The organism is Streptomyces sp. NPDC056527, from assembly GCF_042794475.1.
GTDB lineage: Bacteria > Actinomycetota > Actinomycetes > Streptomycetales > Streptomycetaceae > Streptomyces.
This window is the reverse complement of sequence record NZ_JBHTTQ010000019.1, coordinates 15,458-32,608: the sequence shown is the minus strand read 5'-3', so window position 1 is coordinate 32,608 and position 17,151 is coordinate 15,458. Positions and strand designations below refer to the sequence as shown.

Below are 17,151 nucleotides of genomic sequence, written 5' to 3'. Positions count from 1 at the left end.
GACCTGGATGCGCCCCCTTCATTGCTCCTCGATCCGGTCGGCCGATCCCGTCCGTGTGGTGCGGCTCTGCCCCATTGATACCCCGCACGCGACGGGTCGCCCGGATCTGTTACTCGTTCCTGCGGAGAAGGTGTCACCGTTCGGTGAAATTAGCTGCACGGCTGCTGTCCGAGGTACACAACCACGCGTGTGAGGACGTCAACGGAATTGGCCGGGTAGCCCGTTCGCGTGCTTGGATCACCGCGCTGCGGCAGTCGTGAAGTACGGCCGAGTTTCGGTCTGCTGAATGACCGCAGGAATGGAATCCCCCCAACCAATGAAGGGTGCGCAACATGCGTAACGACCTTGAGACCCGCGAGATCGCCGACACCGAGCTGGACGCCGTTTCCGGCGGCCTCGTCAGCATCTCCGGCGGCGTCGCCGGCGCTGCGACCAGCGACGTCACCAACGTCCTTGGCGCCGTCACCTCCCTCCAGACCGTTCAGGGTGTCGAGGGCCTCGTCGCCGGCGTCCCCGGCCTGGCCTCCAACGTCACCGGCCTTTCGGTGAACACCTCCGCCGTCACCGGTCTCGCCGGTCTCTGAGCGGAATATTGCCCATGAACCCCGGAACCTTCCCGGTTCCGGGGTTCATGGCCTCCCCCGTGCCGAACCGAAACAAATGCAGTTGAAGGAATAGTCCGTGCAGTTCCGCCAGAAGGCACTTTCCAAGCTGCAATCGCCCGAAGAGCTCGACGTCCCCGTACGCTTCGCGCGCCCGCAGGGCCGCCTGGTGCTGGTCGTCACGGTCGTCGTCATGGCGATCGCGGGGTTCTGGGCTCTCACCGGCACGGTGTCGTCCAAGCTGAGCGCGCCCGGCATCCTCACCCGCGCCGAGGGCAGTTACCTGCTGCAGAGCCCGGTCGCCGGACAGGTGACCGACGTCCTCGTCGAGGAGGGCACGTCCGTGTCCGCAGGGACGGCGCTCCTCACCGTCCGTACGGAACAGGGCGACCGACCCGTGCGCGCGGTCGCCGACGGTCGGGTGACCACGCTCTTCGCCAGGATGGGTTCGGTCGTCACGACCGGCGCCGACGTGGCGACGGTGGAGCGGGTGACGCGTCCCGACGATCCGCTGGTGGCGATGGTCTACGTACCCGGCGACAGCGCGTCGACGATCCAGGTGGGCGCCGCGGTCGACCTGAACGTCCAGTCCGTGCCCCGGAGCCGGTTCGGAGTGCTGCGCGGGCGTGTGAAGGCGGTGGGCCGCGCGCCCCAGACGCAGGCGCAGATCGGCAGCTTCCTCGGCGACAGCGGGCTCGCCGCACAGTTCTCCCGGCAGGGCAATCCGATCGCGGTGCTCGTGACACTGGAGCGTTCCTCCGCCACCAGGTCCGGCTACGCCTGGTCCTCCACGGACGGCCCCCCGACGACCATCGACTCCGGTACGCCGGTCACCGGCGCCGTCCACCTCTCCGCGCAGCGCCCCGTCGACTGGCTGCTGCCGTGAGCGCCCGCGGGGAGGCGGCCCAGGAGTCCGAGGGGACCCGGGCACGCTCGCGTTCACGCTCCTCGGCCCGTCGGCTTCCGCCCGCCGAGCGTCGGCGCCGCCCCGCTCCCAAGGGCAGGAAGCCCCGGACCGTCCGTACCCCCACCGTGCTTCAGATGGAGGCCGTGGAGTGCGGCGCCGCCGCCCTCGCCATGGTGCTCGGTCACTTCGCCCGCTTCGTGCCGCTGGAGGAGCTGCGCATCGCCTGCGGCGTCTCCCGTGACGGCTCCCGTGCGAGCAACCTCCTGAAGGCGGCGCGCGGTTACGGGCTCCAGGCCAAGGGGATGCAGATGGACCTGGCCGCGCTGGCCGAGGTCAGCGCTCCGGCCATCCTGTTCTGGGAGTTCAACCACTACGTCGTCTACGACGGCATGGGCCGGCGCTTCGGCCGCAGGGGCGTGTACGTCAACGACCCCGGCAAGGGCCGCCGGTTCGTCCCCATGGACGAGTTCGACACCAGTTTCACCGGCATCGTGCTCACCTTCGAGCCCGGCGCCGGCTTCCGCCGGGGCGGGCGCAAGCCGGGCGTCATGAGCGCCATGCCCGCCCGCCTGCGCGGCACGGCGGGCACGATGGCCGCCGCCGTGATCTCCAGCCTGCTGCTGGTGGCCGTCGGCGCGTGGGTGCCCGCGCTGAGCCGTACGTACATCGACATGTTCCTCATCGGGAGCCAGACCTCCCTGCTGGGCGTCCTCTTCGTGGCGATGGCGACCACCCTCGTGCTCACCGCGACGCTCACCGCGGTGCAGCAGGCCAATCTGCTGCGCGGCAGGATCATCTCCTCGACCCTGGGCAGCGCCCGCTTCCTGCGGCACCTGCTCAGACTGCCCATCAGCTTCTACTCCCAGCGCAACCCGGCCGACCTGGTGCAGCGCCTGCAGTCCAACGACGCGGTGGCCGAGACCCTCGCCCGCGACCTGGCCGCGGCGGGCGTGGACGCCGTCGTCGTGCTGCTCTACGCCGTGCTGCTGTGGACGTACGACCCGCAGCTCACGGTCGTCGGCGTGCTGATCGCCCTGCTCAACGTGGTGGCCATGCGGGTCGTGATCCACCTGCGGGCCACCAACACCCAGAAGCTGCGCGCCGAGAGCGCCCGGCTGACCAACACCTCGTACAGCGGTCTTCAGCTCATCGAGACGATGAAGGCCACCGGCGGCGAGAACGGCTTCTTCCGCCGATGGGCCGGGCAGCACGCGATCACGCTCGACGTCCAGCAGCGGCTCGGGATGCCCAGCGCGTGGCTGGCGGTCGTCGCCCCCACCCTGGCCGCGCTCAACAGCGCGCTGATCCTGATGATCGGTGGTCTGCGGGCGGTGGAGGGGCATCTCTCCGTGGGTCTGCTCGTCGCCTTCCAGGCCCTGGTGACCAGCTTCACCGCGCCGATCACCCGTCTCAACGGCGTGGCCGGGCGCATCCAGGACTTCGCCGCCGACGTCGCCCGCCTCAAGGACGTGGAGAACTTCCCCGTCGATCCGCTCTACACACGGCGCGAGCCGGCCGCCCGTACCCGCCGGCTCAAGGGCCATGTGGAGCTGGACGACATCACCTTCGGCTACAGCCCGCTGGACGCCCCGCTGTTGCAGGGCTTCTCGCTCTCGGTCGGTCCCGGTCAGCAGGTGGCCCTGGTCGGCGGCTCCGGCAGCGGCAAGTCCACCGTCTCCCGGCTGATCTCCGGCCTCTACGCCCCGTGGGAGGGCACCATCCGCATCGACGGGATGCGGCTGGAGGACATCCCGCGCAGCGCGCTGGCCGCCTCGGTCTCCTTCGTCGACCAGGACGTCTTCCTCTTCGAGGGCACCGTCCGCGACAACATCGCGCTCTGGGACCCCTCCGTCCCGGACGAGGCCGTGGTCGCCGCACTGGAGGACGCGGCCGTGTACGACGTCGTCGCGCGGCGTCCCGGTGGCATCAACAGCCGCGTGGAGCAGGACGGCCGAAACTTCTCCGGCGGACAGCGCCAGCGTCTGGAGATCGCCAGGGCGCTGGTACGCCGGCCCAGCATCATGGTCCTGGACGAGGTGACCAGCGCCCTCGACGCGGCGACCGAGCAGCTCATCATCGACAATCTGCGGCGCCGCGGCTGCGCCTGCGTGGTCATCGCGCACCGGCTGAGCACGGTGCGCGACAGCGACGAGATCGTCGTGCTCGACCGGGGCACCGTCGTGGAGCGCGGACGGCACGAGTATCTGGTCGCGGCGCAGGGCCCGTACGCCGAACTGGTCAAGGAGCACTGAGGTGACGTTCCCTCACCAGCACACGGTCCACGACCCCCATGCGGTCCCGGGCGGCCAGCCCGCGGTCCACGGCCATGACGTGACGGTCGCGGGCCATGACCCCGCGCTCGCGGGCCACGGCCCGGCGGTCGTCGGCGGGCAGCACGCCGGGGGTGTCCACGACCCCGTCGTCGCGGCGCTCGGCGGACTGGGTTCCGCCGTCGACTGCGCCGGGGTGCGCAGCGTCCCCCTCGAAGGCCCGCACGTGCTGTGGCTCGTCGTCGACGGCGCCATGGACCTGTTCGCCGTCGACAGCGCCCAGCTCGGCCCCTGGCACTTCCTGGGCCGGCTGGAGGCGGGCACCCTGCTGCTCGGTCCGGTGGAGGGTCCCGAGCACACGCTGATCGGCCGCCCCCTGCAGGGCTGCGTCCTGCGCCGCGTCGAACTGCGGGAGCTGTCGTTCTCCGCCGGCCAGTGGGCGGCGAGTCAGTGGTCCGGCGAGCAGACCCAGTACGGCGCGGTCGAACCGCAGTTGAGCCCCCTGGAGTACGCCTTCGCGCTCGGCGTCGGCCGCGGTCTGCGCGTCCTGTACCAGGCACCGCTGGGCGGCCCCGCCGCCCCGACCGGACAGGGCGGAGCGGACGACGACATCCTCTGGATGCAGATCGTCCCCGGCAGCGTGCAGTACGGCGCCGCGTACGAGGGGTACGGCGGGGACGGAGGGTACGGAGAGGACACCGCCGGCACCCTGCTGGTCGACCAGGCGATGTGGCACGGGATGGTCGACCAGCAGTACCGGCTGCTCTACGCCCTGGACACCTGGATCGAGCAGCTCGAACGCGCTCACGAGGACCGGACGGCGGCCGGGATCGAGGCCGGCGAGGCCGCCCGTACGCAGGCGGACCAGGCGCTCGTCGACTCCATCGGCCGCTCCCGCGGCGGTTCAGGCAAGGGGGCGCGCGGTCGCGCCGGCGACGACGCGACCTACGCCGTGTGCCGGCTGGTCGCCGACGAGGCGCGGATCACCCTGTCCGAACCGACCGACGCGGGCGCCGCCTCCGCCCGTCTCGACCCGGTCGAGCGCATCGCGCTCGCCTCGCGCATCCGCACCCGCGCCATCAAGCTCGGCGGCAAGTGGTGGCAGGAGTACGGCGGGCCCCTGGTCGGCTACCGCGAGGAGGACGCAACCCCGGTCGCCCTGCTCTGGCGGCGCGGCCGGTACGAGGCGGTCGACCCCGCCACGGGCGAGCGGGAGCGGATCGGCAAGGACAACGAGGAGTTCTTCGAACCGCGCGCCGTCATGCTCTACCGTCCCTTGCCCGACCGGCCGCTGGGCCTGCCGTCGCTCCTGCGCTTCAGTGTGCGGGGCACCCGCACGGAGCTGCGGAGTCTCCTGCTGGGCGGGCTGGTCGCGGTCGGCCTGGGGGCGCTGATCCCCATCGCCACCGGCAAGGTGCTGGGCGAGTACGTGCCGAACGCCGAGAACGGCCTCATCGTGCAGACCGCGCTGGCGATCCTCGCGACGAGCATCGTGTCCGCCGCGTTCATGCTGATGCAGAACGTCTCCATCCTGCGGATGGAGGGCCGGATCGAGGCCACCCTGCAGCCCGCGGTGTGGGACCGGCTGCTGCGGCTGCCGACGAGGTTCTTCGCGGGCCGTTCCACCGGCGAACTGGCCAGTGCGGCCATGGGCATCAGCGCCATCCGCCGGGTGTTGTCCGGCATCGGCCCCGTCGTCGTCCAGGCGGGCACCGTCGGCACGATGAACCTGGTCTTGCTGCTCGTCTACAGCGTGCCGCTCGCGCTCGCCGCGCTCGCCATGCTGCTCGTCATCGCGGCCGTGTTCCTGGGCCTGGGACTGTGGCAGCTGCGGTACCAGCGGCAGCTGATCAAGATCGGCAACAAGCTCAACAACCAGGCGTTCCAGACCCTGCGCGGTCTGCCCAAACTGCGCGTCGCCGCGGCCGAGAGCTTCGCCTACGCCGCGTGGGCCGACGAGTTCGCCCGCACGCGAGAGCTGCAGCAGAGGGTCGGCCGCCTCAAGAACGTGGTCGCCGTCCTCAACGCGGTCTGTCTGCCGCTGTGCACCCTCGTGATGTTCATGCTGCTGGCCGGACCGGCCCGGGGCTCCATGTCCGCGAGCGAGTTCCTCACCTTCAGCACCGCCGTGACGATGATGCTCTCCTCGGTGACGCAGCTGACGGGCGCGCTCCTGTCGGCCGCCGCCGTGCAGCCGATGTTCGAGCAGGTCAAGCCGGTCTTCCGGGAGACCCCGGAGGTACGCGGCTCCAGTACCCCGCCGGGCGAGCTGAGCGGCGCCATGGAGGCCCAGAACCTCTCCTACCGGTACTCCGACGACGGCCCCCTCGTCCTCGACGACGTCAGTTTCCGGGTCCGGCCGGGCGAGTTCGTCGCCATCGTCGGGGCCAGCGGCTGCGGCAAGTCGACCCTCCTGCGACTGCTCATCGGCTTCGACAGGCCGATGTCGGGCAGTGTGCGCTACGACGGTCAGGATCTGGCGGCGCTCGACCAGGCGGCCGTGCGCCGCCAGTGCGGTGTCGTCCTGCAGAACGCCCAGCCCTTCTCGGGGTCGATCCTCGACTGCATCTGCGGCACGGAGCCGTTCCCGCTGGAGGACGCGTGGGCGGCGGCCGCGATGGCGGGTCTGGCCGAGGACATCAAGGCCATGCCGATGGGGATGCACACCATGCTGTCCGACGGCGGGGGCACCATCTCGGGCGGTCAGCGTCAGCGGCTGATGATCGCCCAGGCCCTCATCCGCAGGCCCCGTGTCCTCTTCTTCGACGAGGCCACCAGCGCGCTGGACAACGAGGCCCAGCGGGTGGTGATCGAGTCCACCCGCGCCCTGAACGCGACCCGTGTCGTGATCGCCCACCGGCTGTCCACGATCATGGACGCCGACCGCGTGATCGCCATGGCGGACGGCCGGATCGTCCAGCAGGGCACGCCCGCCGAACTGCTCGCCGACACGGGCGGCCTGTTCCACGAACTGGTCCGCCGCCAACTGCGCTGACCGGACCCGTCCCTAGGAGCCGACCGCGAGTTCCCAGTCGAGCTCCCAGAGTCGCACGGTCCCCTCCGAGCCGCCGGACAGCGCGAACCGCCCGTCGGGGGTCAGTGCCACGTCGTTGATCCGCCCCGAGTGTCCGGTGAGGACGGACAGGCAGCGACCGGTGCCGGTGTCCCAGACCCGTACGGCGCCGTCCCGTCCACCGGACACCGCGTGACGTCCGTCGGGGGTGAGCCTGACCACCGTCGCCCGGGCCGGTTGCTCGTCGAGGACGAGCAGACAGTCGCCGGTGGCCGCGTCCCACAGCCGGACGGCGCGGTCGCCGTGCGAGCCGCCGGACAGGATCCGGGTGCCGTCCGCGCTCAGGCACACGGCCGCCACCGGTCCGTCGTGGCCGCTCAGGACGCGGACGCAATCGGGTCGGGCGCCGTCATCGTGCCGTGGTCTCCTTCGACGAATTCGCGGTCGTCGAGCCTATCGAGGATCCACCGCGACGAGGGCCGGTACGGCGGTCTGCCCCCCACTCGGCCGGTGACCGGGGGCACACGACGTGCCACTCCCCCAATTCGGACATATCGTTCGTTCCGTTGGCCTGTTCCCGTGGAGGTACGCGTGTATGAGCTCATCGTCATCGGATACGACGACCCTGAGGTCGCACAGAACGCGTTCGCCACGGTCCAGGACCTCCAGCGCGATTACGTGGTCCATCTGAACGGCCTCGCGGTGGTCTCCGTGGACGCGGACGGCGATACGCATGTCGACACGACGAGCCGCATCGTGGGCGCGTCCGCCACGTCCGGGGCGGTGTGGGGCGCGATCTTCGGTCTGCTGTTCCTGCTGCCCGGGGTCGGACTGCTGACCGGCGCGGCGGTCGGCGGGCTGATCGGCAAGCTGAGCAAGTCCGGTCTCGACGACCAGTTCCGGCAGCGGGTGCAGCACCTGCTGGAGCCAGGTTCGGCGGCCGTGGTGATCATGGCGTCGAAGCTCACGGACGACAAGTTCACGGTGGCCATGCAGCCGCACGGTGGCACGGTCCTGAAGACCTCGCTGAGCGACGCGGACGAGAAGGAACTGGCCGAGCAGCTCGCCGGCCCCCAGTAGCGGCCCCCGCCTCCGGAAGAGGACGTCCTTCGTGAACACTTCGTCACCCCACCACAACCGCCCGGTCCGCCGTCGCGCGGCGAGTGCCGCCATGGCGGTCGTCGTCGCGGCGGTCGGCGCTGCGACCCTCATGTCGTGCGACACGGACAGCGACAGCGGGAGCGGCAACCCGACCTTCAGCGATCGGCCCACGGCGCCCGACACCGCGTCGTTCAGCGGCTCCCTGCCGTCGAACGTCGCCTCCGCCGGCGAGGAGGCCGTCGAGTCCGCGCGGGCCTCCGCCTCCTCGGCGGCCGCGTCGGCATCGGCCCGCGAGGCGTCGCGCAAGGCGTCGATCGGCGCGGAGGTCGAGCGCTCCCGCAAGGCGGCCGAGGACGCCCTGAAGAACGTGCAGGGCAGCGGGAACGCCCTCAGCGAGGTCTCCATGACCGGCAAGCCCCGCGCCGATTCCGGCGGCCTGCTGACCGTCGTCGTCACCATCACCAACAGGACGGACGCCACCGCGTCCTACGCCGTGCAGGTCGACTTCCTCGACGCTTCGGGCAAGACCGTCGAGACCCAGTTCGTCGGCGCGGAGGACCTCGCACCGGGCCAACGCGTCCAGCCGCTGGTGATCAGCCGTCAGCCGCCCGAGCCGGTGCTGACCCCGAAGCTGGTCAAGGCTCAGCGTTACTGAGCGCCTTCGGGCCCGCCCCGGCATCGAGGCGGGCCCCCGGCGTGTCAGAAGTCGACGGCGTCGCGGATCAGAGGGCAGGTCATGCAGTGCCCGCCGCCTCTCCCCCGGCCGAGTTCCGCGCCGACGATCGTGATGACCTCGACGCCCGCCTTGCGCAGCAGCGTGTTGGTCTGGGTGTTGCGGTCGTACGTGAACACGACGCCGGGTTCGAGGGCGACGGCGTTGTTGCCGCTGTCCCACTGCTGACGCTCGGAGGCGTACACGTCGCCGCCCGTCTCGATCACCCGGAGCCCGGGCAGACCGAGCGCCTTGGCGACGACCTCGACGAACGGCGTGGTGCCCTCGTCGGTGACCTCGACGCCGGGGGCCGTGTCGCCGGGCCGCAGGGAGAAGGTGTGGACCGCGTCCATGATCTTCGGGTGGAGCGTGACGATGTCGCGGTCGGCGAAGGTGAAGACGGTGTCGAGGTGCATCGCCGAGCGCAGCTTCGGCATCCCGGCGACGACGACGTGTGCGGCGGCGCCGTTGGCGAAGAGGGAGGCGGCTACCTGGGTGATGGCCTGGCGTGAGGTGCGTTCGCTCATGCCCATGAGGACGACGCCGTTGCCGACGGGCATGATGTCGCCGCCCTCGAAGGTGGCCTGGCCCCAGTCCTGTTCCGGATCGCCCCACCAGACGGTGGCGTCTTTGAAGTCGGGGTGGAAGGTGTAGACGGCCTTCATCAGAAGGGTCTCGCCGTGGCGCGCGGGCCAGTACAGCGGGTTCAGGGTGACCCCTCCGTACAGCCAGCAGGTGGTGTCGCGGGTGTAGAGGGTGTTGGGCAGCGGCGGCATCAGGTACTCGCGTACCCCGGTCGCCTCGCGGGCGAGGGCGACGTACCCGGACCGGAACTCGTCGGGCAGATCGGTGGTCGACAGGCCCCCGACGAGGTACTCGGCCAGCCGGCGCGGGGCGACGGAGTCGAGGAAGGCGCGGGTGTCTTCGAGGAGGCCGAGGCCGACCTCGTTCGCGATGATCTTCCGGTCGAGCAGCCATGCCTTCGCCTCGGGGATCGCCATGGTCTCGGTGAGCAGATCGTGCAGTTCGACGACCTCGACGCCGCGCTGGGTCAGCTTGTTGACGAAGTCGGCGTGGTCGCGCTGGGCGTTCTCCACCCACATCACGTCGTCGAAGAGCAGATCGTCGGCGTTGGTCGGAGTCAGCCGGCGGTGGGCGAGGCCGGGCGAACAGACCAGGACCTTGCGGAGCCTTCCCACCTCGGAGTGGACTCCGAGGCTGCGCGGGGAGGGGGTGGTGTCGTTGCCCGTCATGGTGCGTGCGCCTTTCCGGAGGAAGCTGCGGGTGCGGGTACGTGGGTGGGTCGACCGGTCAGAGCTCGATCCAGCCAACGGCGAGCGCGGCGATGCCGATGCCGGCACCGACGACGGAGACGGCACAGAGAACGGCCTCGGCCGGAGAGAACAGGCGCCGGTTCTGTTCGCGCCGGGCCTTGACGAACAGGAAGGTGGACGGCGCGTAGATGATGAAGGAGACGAGGACGAACTTGAGCCCGGCCGCGAAGAGGAGGAAGGCCGTGTAGACCGTGGCCAGGACGGCCACGACGAGTTCCCACCGCGTGCTCCGCCCCGTGACCTTCTCCCGCTGCGGCAGCAGCGCGATCTTCACGGCGAACGCGGCGGCCAGCAGGAACGGGATGAGGCTGAGCGCGCTGGTCAGGTCGAGGGCGAAGTTGAAGGCGTCGTCGGAGAAGGCGGTGACGACAAGCACGATCTGGCTGAGGGACGTGGTCATCAGCAGCGCGGGCGCGGGTACGTCGTCGCCGATGGAGCGCCCCAGGAAGCGCGGCATGTCCTTGTCCTTGGCGGCGACGAAGAGCACCTCGGCGGCCATCAGGGTCCAGGCGAGATAGGCGCCGAGCACGGAGATGATGAGGCCGACGCTGACGAAGACCTTGCCCCAGGTGCCGACGGCGGCCTCCAGGACGCCGGCCATCGAGGGCTGGCGCAGTTCGGCGATCTCGCTCATCGGAAGGATTCCGTACGACACGATGGTGACCGAGGCGAAGATCGCGAAGACGCTGAGGAAGCCGAGGACGGTGGCCCGCCCGACATCCTCCCTGCGCTTGGCGTGCCGGGAGTAGACGCTGGCGCCCTCCACCCCGAGGAAGACGAAGACGGTGGCGAGCATCGTCCCGCGGACCTGGCTGAACAGGGAGCCGGCGTAATCGGCGCCGCCGAAGTTGTCCGCGAACACGGACGGTTCGAGATAGACGAGCGCCAGGATGATGAAGACGATGATGGGCACGAGCTTGGCGACGGTCACGATCCTGTTGATCGCCGTCGCCTCCTTCACTCCTCGCCGGATGAGGAGAAAGAAGGACCAGAGGCCGACGGAGGAGAGGATGATCGCGAGGGCGGTGTCACCGTCGCCCAGTGCGGGGGCGATCGCGCCGATCGTCGACATGATGAGCACCCAGTACGTCACGTTCCCGACGCACGCGCTCGCCCAGTAGCCGAAGGCCGAGAAGAAGCCCAGGTACTCGCCGAAGCCCGCCTTCGCGTACGCGTACACACCCGCGTCCAGGTCCGGTCGGCGCACCGCGAGCGTCTGGAAGACGAACGCGAGCATCAACATGCCCACACCCGCGACCGCCCAGGCGATGAGCGCCCCCGCGACCCCGGTCTCCTGCGCGAACCGACTCGGCAGCGAGAACACCCCGGCACCGACCATGGACCCGACGACCATCGCGGTCAGCGTGAGGAGGGTCAGCTTGGCGACGGGCGGGGATCCGTCGGCGGCAGGATCCGTGGTCGTGTCCGCGTTCGTCATTGCCCACATCCTTCATGAACGGGGTGGTCCGAGCACTCCGGGCGGCGCCCGGTTGGTGCGATCGAGGGACGACGGCTCACGGGCTCCCGCTCCGTCCCGAAGCCGCACGGTGGCCTAGAGTTCCCCTGTGCCGTCGTACAGCATTGGGCAGGCAGCGCAGCTGCTCGGAGTCAGTTCGGAGACCGTTCGCCGGTGGGCCGACGGTGGGCGGCTGCGCGTGGACCGGGACGGTGCGGGCAACCGGGTGATCGACGGGGTGAGTCTGGCCGCCTTCGCCAAGGAGCGGGGCTCCGGGGTGTACGCGGTGGCGGACGAGGAGGTCTCCACGTCCGTGCGCAACTCGTTCGTGGGGATCGTGACGTCGGTCCGGGTCGACGACGTGGCCGCGCTCGTGGAGGTCCAGTCCGGTCCGCATCGGCTGGTGTCGCTCGTGACGCGGGAGTCCGTCGAGGAGCTCGATCTCGACGTCGGGGTCACCGTCACCGCACGGGTGAAGTCGACGAACGTCCACGTCGACCTGCGCTGACCGCGACCTCACACCTTCCGCCGCGCGAGGTAGACGCCGGTCGTCGCGGCGAGCACCGTGACGCACGCGGTGAAGATCAGCCCGGCGGCGTCCAGGCCCACCCACATCGTCAACGCCCCCACGCCCACCACCGGCAGGGAGATGCCCGTGTAGGCGACGACGAAGAACGAGGAGATCGTCGCCGCCCGGTGCGCGGGCGGGGCCGCGTCGCCGACGGCGGTGAGGGCGGCGCGGAAGGAGAGGCCCTGGCCGAGCCCGCCGCAGGCCGCGCCGGCCACCAGGAGGGGCAGCGCCTCCGCCCGGAGGGAGGCTCCGACGAGCAGGAGGCCGAGCACCAGGACCAGGCAGCCCAGCGGCAGCGCGGCGCTCACCGGCAGCTTCCCGGTCAGCGACTGACCCACCGTCGAGGCGAGGAACACCGAGAAGACCACGACGCCGGAGACCGCCAGGTTGGTGATGTCGAGGGTCTGGGCGACGAAGCTCGGCGCCACGGCGGTGAAAAGTCCGAGGAGCGCGAACCCGGCGAAGGCGGCGAGCGCCGAGGGGGTGAAGACGCCGCGTACCTGGGGCGGAACGTACAGGCCCGGCGGCCGGGGCCGGGTCCGCAGACGGGCGTGGGCGACCGTCTCCGGCAGGAGCAGGACGATGACGCAGGCCACGCAGACCAGCCCGAGGTGGACCAGGAACGGCAGCGTCAGCGGCATCGGCGCGTACTCGGCCAGCAGTCCCGACAGCAGGGGGCCGCAGCCGAGGCCGCCCATGTTCGCGGCGGTCGCGGCGAAGCCGGCGCGTGACTTCCGCTCCGGTCTCGCCAGCTCCAGCACGGTGACCGTGCCCGCCCCGCTCAGCAGCCCCGCGGAGAAGCCCGACAGCAGCCGGCCGGCGAAGAGGAACGGCAGACCGCCCTCCAGGAGGAAGCACCCCGCGCTCGCCGCCGCCAGGCCCAGCGCGCAGAACAGGACGGGGCGGCGCCCCGCCTCGTCCGAGTAGTTGCCGACCAGCAGCAAGGTGGCGATCACACCCACCGCGTAACTGGCGAAGATGACCGTCACCATCAGCTCGGAGAAGCCGATCTCCTCGCGGTACAGCCCGTACAGCGGTGTGGGCAGCGTCGTACCGGCCATGCCGATGGCGAAGACCGCCGCCGCCGACTTGTAGCCCGGGCGGCTCCGCCGGCGCGAGATGGTCGTGGTCATGAGGTGCTCACCCCGCCCCGCGCCAGGGCGAACACACCGAAGACGATCAGGCCGACTCCGACAAGCTGCGGCACGAGCCACCACCCGCCCCGCACGTGCTCCTCGTACAGCAGGACTCCCAGCATGAGACTCACCGTGGCGTCCCCCAGGGTCAGCGCCGGTTGCGAGGCGACGAGCGGCCCGCCCTGCATGGCGTGTTCGAGCAGCAGAAGGGCGGCGATCCCGGTCAGGCAGAAGGCGTACGTCTGCCAGGTCGTCAGGAACGCGCCCAGGCCGCCGTCGTCGAGGATGTGCATGGCCGCCTTCATCAGGGCCGCGGTGAGCGCGTAACAGATCGCCGTGGCGGCGCCCAGACATCCGGCGCGGGCGCGGCCGGGGGGCTTGCGCAGGCCGACCGCCGCGAGCACCAGGACCGCGGCGCAGCTCACCGCGAGCGCCGGAATCCAGCGCTCCAGCTCCACGTGCGTACGGTTTCCGCTGGGGGACGCCGCCACGAGCGCGACGCCGAGCCCGACCACCACCCCTGCCACGGCCGGCCAGAGCGCCTTGGGCAGCCGCTCCCGCGTCATCAGCGTGGCGATCAGCAGCGCGAGCGGCAGTTCGAGCACGAACAGCGGCTGGACGAGCGACAGCGGGCCGGTCGCCAGCGCCGCCGCCTGCCCGACCCCGGCCGCGATCACCGCGATGATGCCGGCCAGCCACATCGGCCGCCGCAGCAGATCGAGGATCAGCCCGGGCCGGAACGAATCGGACTGGGGGACGGTGAGCGCGGCACGGCGTTGGAGCACCGTGGCGAGCGCATTGCTGAACGCGGCGAACGCCGCGAACACGACCGGCAGGACGATGCCCATCCCCCGATACTCACCGGCACGTGCCGACGGCCGCCGCGACGACACCGGCCGGACCCCGGCGTTCTGCCGGTATTCGCCCGTCCGGACCCCCTCGGGCCCCGAACTCGGGCGAATGTCGGGGCTCGGGCGTGGTCCGCCGCGTTCCCGGTGGTACGTCGTTGGCCATGCAGCAAGGCACACCACCGACGGTGGTCCCGTTCCTCCGCACCGCCGCCGCCTACGCATGGCGTCTGCTCGTCGTCGGAGCCGCGGTGTACAGCCTGTTCGCGCTGCTCGGACGCTTCCACGAGATCGGGGTGGCGGTGTTCCTCGGTCTGGTGATCACCGCTCTGCTGCGTCCGGTCGCCGATCTGGTCGCCCGGGGGCTGCCCCGCCCGCTGGCGGTCACCCTGACCCTCCTCGGCAGCATCGCGCTCGTGCTCGGCGTGCTCGCGCTGGTCGGCGAGGCGGTGGAGGGCGAGCGGACGACGCTGGTGCGCGAGTTCCGGGACGGCGTCGAACGGATCGAGTCCTGGCTGGAGCAGCCGCCGTTCCGGCTGAACCCGGATTCCCTCTCGAACGTGCAGACCAAGATCGAGCAGTATCTGTCGAGCCACCGTTCGACTCTGATCAGCAGGGCGCTGAGCGGAGCGCATCATCTGGTGGCCGTGCTCACCACTCTCGCTCTGGCACTGTTCTGCTCGGTGTTCTTCATCCACTCGGGGGACCGTCAGTGGACCTGGCTCCAGAAGCAGTTGCCGCGGTCGGTGCGGGGCCGCGTCGCGATCGGCGGCAGCGCGGCCTGGCGCACCTTCACCGGCTACACCCACGGGATCGTGCTGGTGGCGGCGGTCAACGCGATCCTCGTCGGTCTCGCGCTCTGGCTCCTCGGGGTCCCTCTGGCGGTACCGCTCGCCCTGTTGGAGTTCATGGCCGCCTTCATCCCGCTGATCGGCTCGCCGGTCGCGCTCGCGGTCGCCGCGATCGTCGCGCTCGCCTCGCAAGGGCCGGTGGTGGCGGCGATCGTGGTCGGACTGATCGTGGTCATCGGCCAGATCGAGGGACATCTGCTGCACCCGCTCGTCATGAGCTGGGCGGTGCGGCTGCATCCCCTGGTGGTCGCGATCTCGGTGATCGCGGGGACGATCGCGGCGGGCATCGTGGGTGCGGTGGTGGCCGTGCCGCTCGTGTCGGTGATCTGGTCGGTCCGCACGGCGCTCCGTGAGGCGCACGAACCGGAGAGCGACTGAGCCCCCGGACGGCGGGTCACGGGCCCCGGCCTCATACGCTCCGGAGGGGGCATGGACGGCGCCGGTTTGGATAGGGTGCCCGACGACAACGGGGTTCTGTGTGGGAGACATGAGTTGATGAGCGGTCAGCAGCCCGGCCATGGCGACGCGTCACGGATTTTCCAGCCGCTGGCCGGGGACGACCCGACCACCGTCGCCGGCTATCGCCTGGCCGCCAGACTCGGCGCCGGCGGGATGGGCAAGGTGTACCTGTCGTACACACCCGGCGGGCGGGCGGTCGCCATCAAGGTGATCCGGTCGGAGTTCGGTGACGATCCCGAGTTCCGGCGCCGGTTCGCGCAGGAGGTGAAGTCGGCGCAGCGGGTGCAGGGGCTGTTCACCGCGCCCGTCATCGACGCCGACACCGACGGCCGGCGGCCCTGGCTCGCGACCGCCTACGTGCCCGGGCCCTCGCTCGCCGACGCCGTCCTCGCCCACGGGGCGCTGCCCGTCGAGACTGTCCTGCTGCTCGTCGCCGGCATGGCCGAGGCCCTGCACGTCATCCATGGCGCGGGCATCGTGCACCGGGACCTCAAGCCGTCGAACGTCCTGCTCGCCGCCGACGGCCCCCGCGTCATCGACTTCGGCATCGCCTACGCCGCCGACGCGACCTCGCTCACCGGCAGCGGCGTCACCATCGGCACGCCGACGTTCATGGCTCCCGAACAGGCGGAGGGCGGCCGGATCACCCCGGCCACCGACATCTTCGCGCTCGGTCAGGTCGCGGCGTACGCGGCGACGGGGGTACCGGCGTTCGGCGAGGGCACCTCGCACGGCGTCCTGTACCGGATCGTCCACCAGGAGCCCGATCTCAGCGCGGTGCCCGAGCGGTTGAGGGAGCTGGTCGGCCGCTCGCTCGCCAAGGACCCCGCCGCGAGGCCGTCGATCGCCGAGATCATCAGCCTGTGCCAGGCCGCGAACGCCGAGACGGTGCTGCGCCGCCCCGAGGACTGGCTGCCGAGCACGGTGGCCGCCGACATCACCGTACGTACGGCTGCTCCTGCCCCCGCCGCCGACCGGACTCCGCCGCCTCCGGGCTACACCCCCACGGCACCGGCCACGCCGCCGCCCACGGGCTACACCCCCACGGCGCACGCCGCTCCGGCCCCCGGCTACACCCCCACCGCGCATGCCACCCCGCCGCCCACGGGCTACGCCCCGACAGGGCATGCCACCCCGGCCCCCGGTGTCCCCGGGCCGGTCCCGGCACCGACCCCGGCACCGACCCCGGCTCCCGGATACGCCTACCCGCCGACCCACACCGGCCCGCAGGCCACGCCGTTCCCCGGCGCGCCCCTGCCGCCCGGGCCGCGTCCGCCGGCGGCCTCGCGCAAGCGGGGTCCGATCGTCGCCCTCGCCGCCGCGCTGGTCTTCGGCATCGCCGCGGGCGGCACGGCGTACATGCTGCTCAAGGAGAAGGACCAGTCGTCGAAGAGCAGCGGTTCGACGCAGGGCGGCAGCTCCTCGCAGGGCGGGCAGGGCGGCGCAACCACCGACGCCGGCGCCAAGCCGAGCTCCGGGCCCAGCACCAGGCCGGAGCCGAAGCCCGCCGACTTCAAGGGCATCAACCTCACCGCCGGGTACCACCTGACGCTCGGGGACGAGACCGTCCGGCCGCAGGACGGCGAGGACGGCGGGTACGAACTCTCCTACGACACCGGGGGCTACCTGGACGCCGAGAGCTCGGGCGGAAGCCTCGTCCTGCTCGACGCCGGCCAGGAGGGGTCGCTCGCCGCCTGCCGCGCGGACACCCGCTTCACCGAGAACGTCGACGTGTCGATGCTGTCGCCCGGTCGTCAGGTCTGCGTCACGACGGGTACGGGCCACATGGGCCTCGTCACGGTCCGGGGCTTCTCGGCCGAGGACTCCCCCAGCAAGTACATGACCCTGGACCTGACCGTGTGGCGCAACGCCGTCCAGACCTCGGGCTGAG

General features: G+C 71.2%; 14 protein-coding genes. 9 read left to right on the top strand and 5 right to left on the bottom strand.

Features of this window, described 5'->3' with window-relative positions; all coding sequences use genetic code 11:
• Positions 1–332 precede the first annotated feature (332 nt).
• The 4 genes from ACFQ7Q_RS13120 to ACFQ7Q_RS13105 all read left to right on the top strand — a co-directional run bounded on the left by ACFQ7Q_RS13120 (position 333) and on the right by ACFQ7Q_RS13105 (position 6,774).
• On the top strand, positions 333–584 hold the full coding sequence (locus tag ACFQ7Q_RS13120) for a hypothetical protein (protein WP_329112854.1): 252 nt from the start codon (positions 333–335) through the stop codon (positions 582–584).
• A 97-nt stretch (positions 585–681) separates the two neighbouring features.
• On the top strand, positions 682–1,488 hold the full coding sequence (locus ACFQ7Q_RS13115; protein WP_383553420.1) for an HlyD family efflux transporter periplasmic adaptor subunit: 807 nt from the start codon (positions 682–684) through the stop codon (positions 1,486–1,488).
• Between the two features lie 146 nt (positions 1,489–1,634).
• Positions 1,635–3,761, top strand: a complete 2,127-nt coding sequence (locus ACFQ7Q_RS13110) for an NHLP family bacteriocin export ABC transporter peptidase/permease/ATPase subunit (RefSeq protein WP_383553553.1) — start codon at positions 1,635–1,637, stop codon at positions 3,759–3,761.
• Positions 3,762–3,840: 79 nt separating this feature from the next.
• Positions 3,841–6,774: an NHLP bacteriocin export ABC transporter permease/ATPase subunit gene (locus ACFQ7Q_RS13105; protein WP_383553549.1), complete on the top strand. Its 2,934-nt coding sequence runs from the start codon at positions 3,841–3,843 to the stop codon at positions 6,772–6,774.
• Between the two features lie 12 nt (positions 6,775–6,786).
• On the opposite strand, the gene ACFQ7Q_RS13100 is transcribed toward ACFQ7Q_RS13105, so the two are convergent.
• Positions 6,787–7,230: a WD40 repeat domain-containing protein gene (locus ACFQ7Q_RS13100; protein ID WP_383553546.1), complete on the bottom strand. Its 444-nt coding sequence runs from the start codon at positions 7,228–7,230 to the stop codon at positions 6,787–6,789.
• A 153-nt stretch (positions 7,231–7,383) separates the two neighbouring features.
• Between ACFQ7Q_RS13100 and ACFQ7Q_RS13095 the strand changes: the two genes are divergently transcribed.
• Both ACFQ7Q_RS13095 and ACFQ7Q_RS13090 read left to right on the top strand, forming a co-directional pair.
• Positions 7,384–7,872, top strand: coding sequence for a DUF1269 domain-containing protein (locus ACFQ7Q_RS13095; protein WP_383553417.1), 489 nt, complete (start codon positions 7,384–7,386; stop codon positions 7,870–7,872).
• 31 nt (positions 7,873–7,903) lie between these two features.
• Positions 7,904–8,548 (top strand): FxLYD domain-containing protein, encoded by a 645-nt coding sequence (locus tag ACFQ7Q_RS13090; RefSeq protein ID WP_383553414.1) that lies wholly within the window; start codon positions 7,904–7,906, stop codon positions 8,546–8,548.
• A 44-nt stretch (positions 8,549–8,592) separates the two neighbouring features.
• On the opposite strand, the gene ACFQ7Q_RS13085 is transcribed toward ACFQ7Q_RS13090, so the two are convergent.
• Both ACFQ7Q_RS13085 and ACFQ7Q_RS13080 read right to left on the bottom strand, forming a co-directional pair.
• Entirely contained in the window at positions 8,593–9,858 is a 1,266-nt protein-coding gene (locus tag ACFQ7Q_RS13085) for an arginine deiminase (protein ID WP_383553412.1), read from the bottom strand.
• A 58-nt stretch (positions 9,859–9,916) separates the two neighbouring features.
• The gene (locus tag ACFQ7Q_RS13080; protein WP_383553409.1) at positions 9,917–11,377 is read right to left on the bottom strand and encodes a basic amino acid/polyamine antiporter; all 1,461 of its coding nucleotides are present in this window, start codon (positions 11,375–11,377) and stop codon (positions 9,917–9,919) included.
• Between the two features lie 127 nt (positions 11,378–11,504).
• Between ACFQ7Q_RS13080 and ACFQ7Q_RS13075 the strand changes: the two genes are divergently transcribed.
• Entirely contained in the window at positions 11,505–11,903 is a 399-nt protein-coding gene (locus ACFQ7Q_RS13075; RefSeq protein WP_383553406.1) for a molybdopterin-binding protein, read from the top strand.
• An 8-nt stretch (positions 11,904–11,911) separates the two neighbouring features.
• On the opposite strand, the gene ACFQ7Q_RS13070 is transcribed toward ACFQ7Q_RS13075, so the two are convergent.
• A complete protein-coding gene (locus ACFQ7Q_RS13070; protein ID WP_383553403.1) occupies positions 11,912–13,099 on the bottom strand; it encodes an MFS transporter in 1,188 nt (395 codons plus the stop codon).
• Positions 13,096–13,950 (bottom strand): DMT family transporter, encoded by an 855-nt coding sequence (locus ACFQ7Q_RS13065; RefSeq protein ID WP_383553401.1) that lies wholly within the window; start codon positions 13,948–13,950, stop codon positions 13,096–13,098. Before ACFQ7Q_RS13065 ends, ACFQ7Q_RS13070 begins: the two co-directional genes overlap by 4 nt.
• Before the next feature lie 164 nt (positions 13,951–14,114).
• On the opposite strand from ACFQ7Q_RS13065, the gene ACFQ7Q_RS13060 reads away from it, so the two are divergent.
• Together ACFQ7Q_RS13060 and ACFQ7Q_RS13055 are read left to right on the top strand one after the other, a co-directional pair.
• Complete coding sequence (locus tag ACFQ7Q_RS13060; protein ID WP_383553399.1) at positions 14,115–15,179, top strand: AI-2E family transporter; 1,065 nt, start codon at positions 14,115–14,117, stop codon at positions 15,177–15,179.
• A 117-nt stretch (positions 15,180–15,296) separates the two neighbouring features.
• Positions 15,297–17,150 (top strand): serine/threonine-protein kinase, encoded by a 1,854-nt coding sequence (locus ACFQ7Q_RS13055; protein ID WP_383553396.1) that lies wholly within the window; start codon positions 15,297–15,299, stop codon positions 17,148–17,150.
• Position 17,151 lies beyond the last annotated feature (1 nt).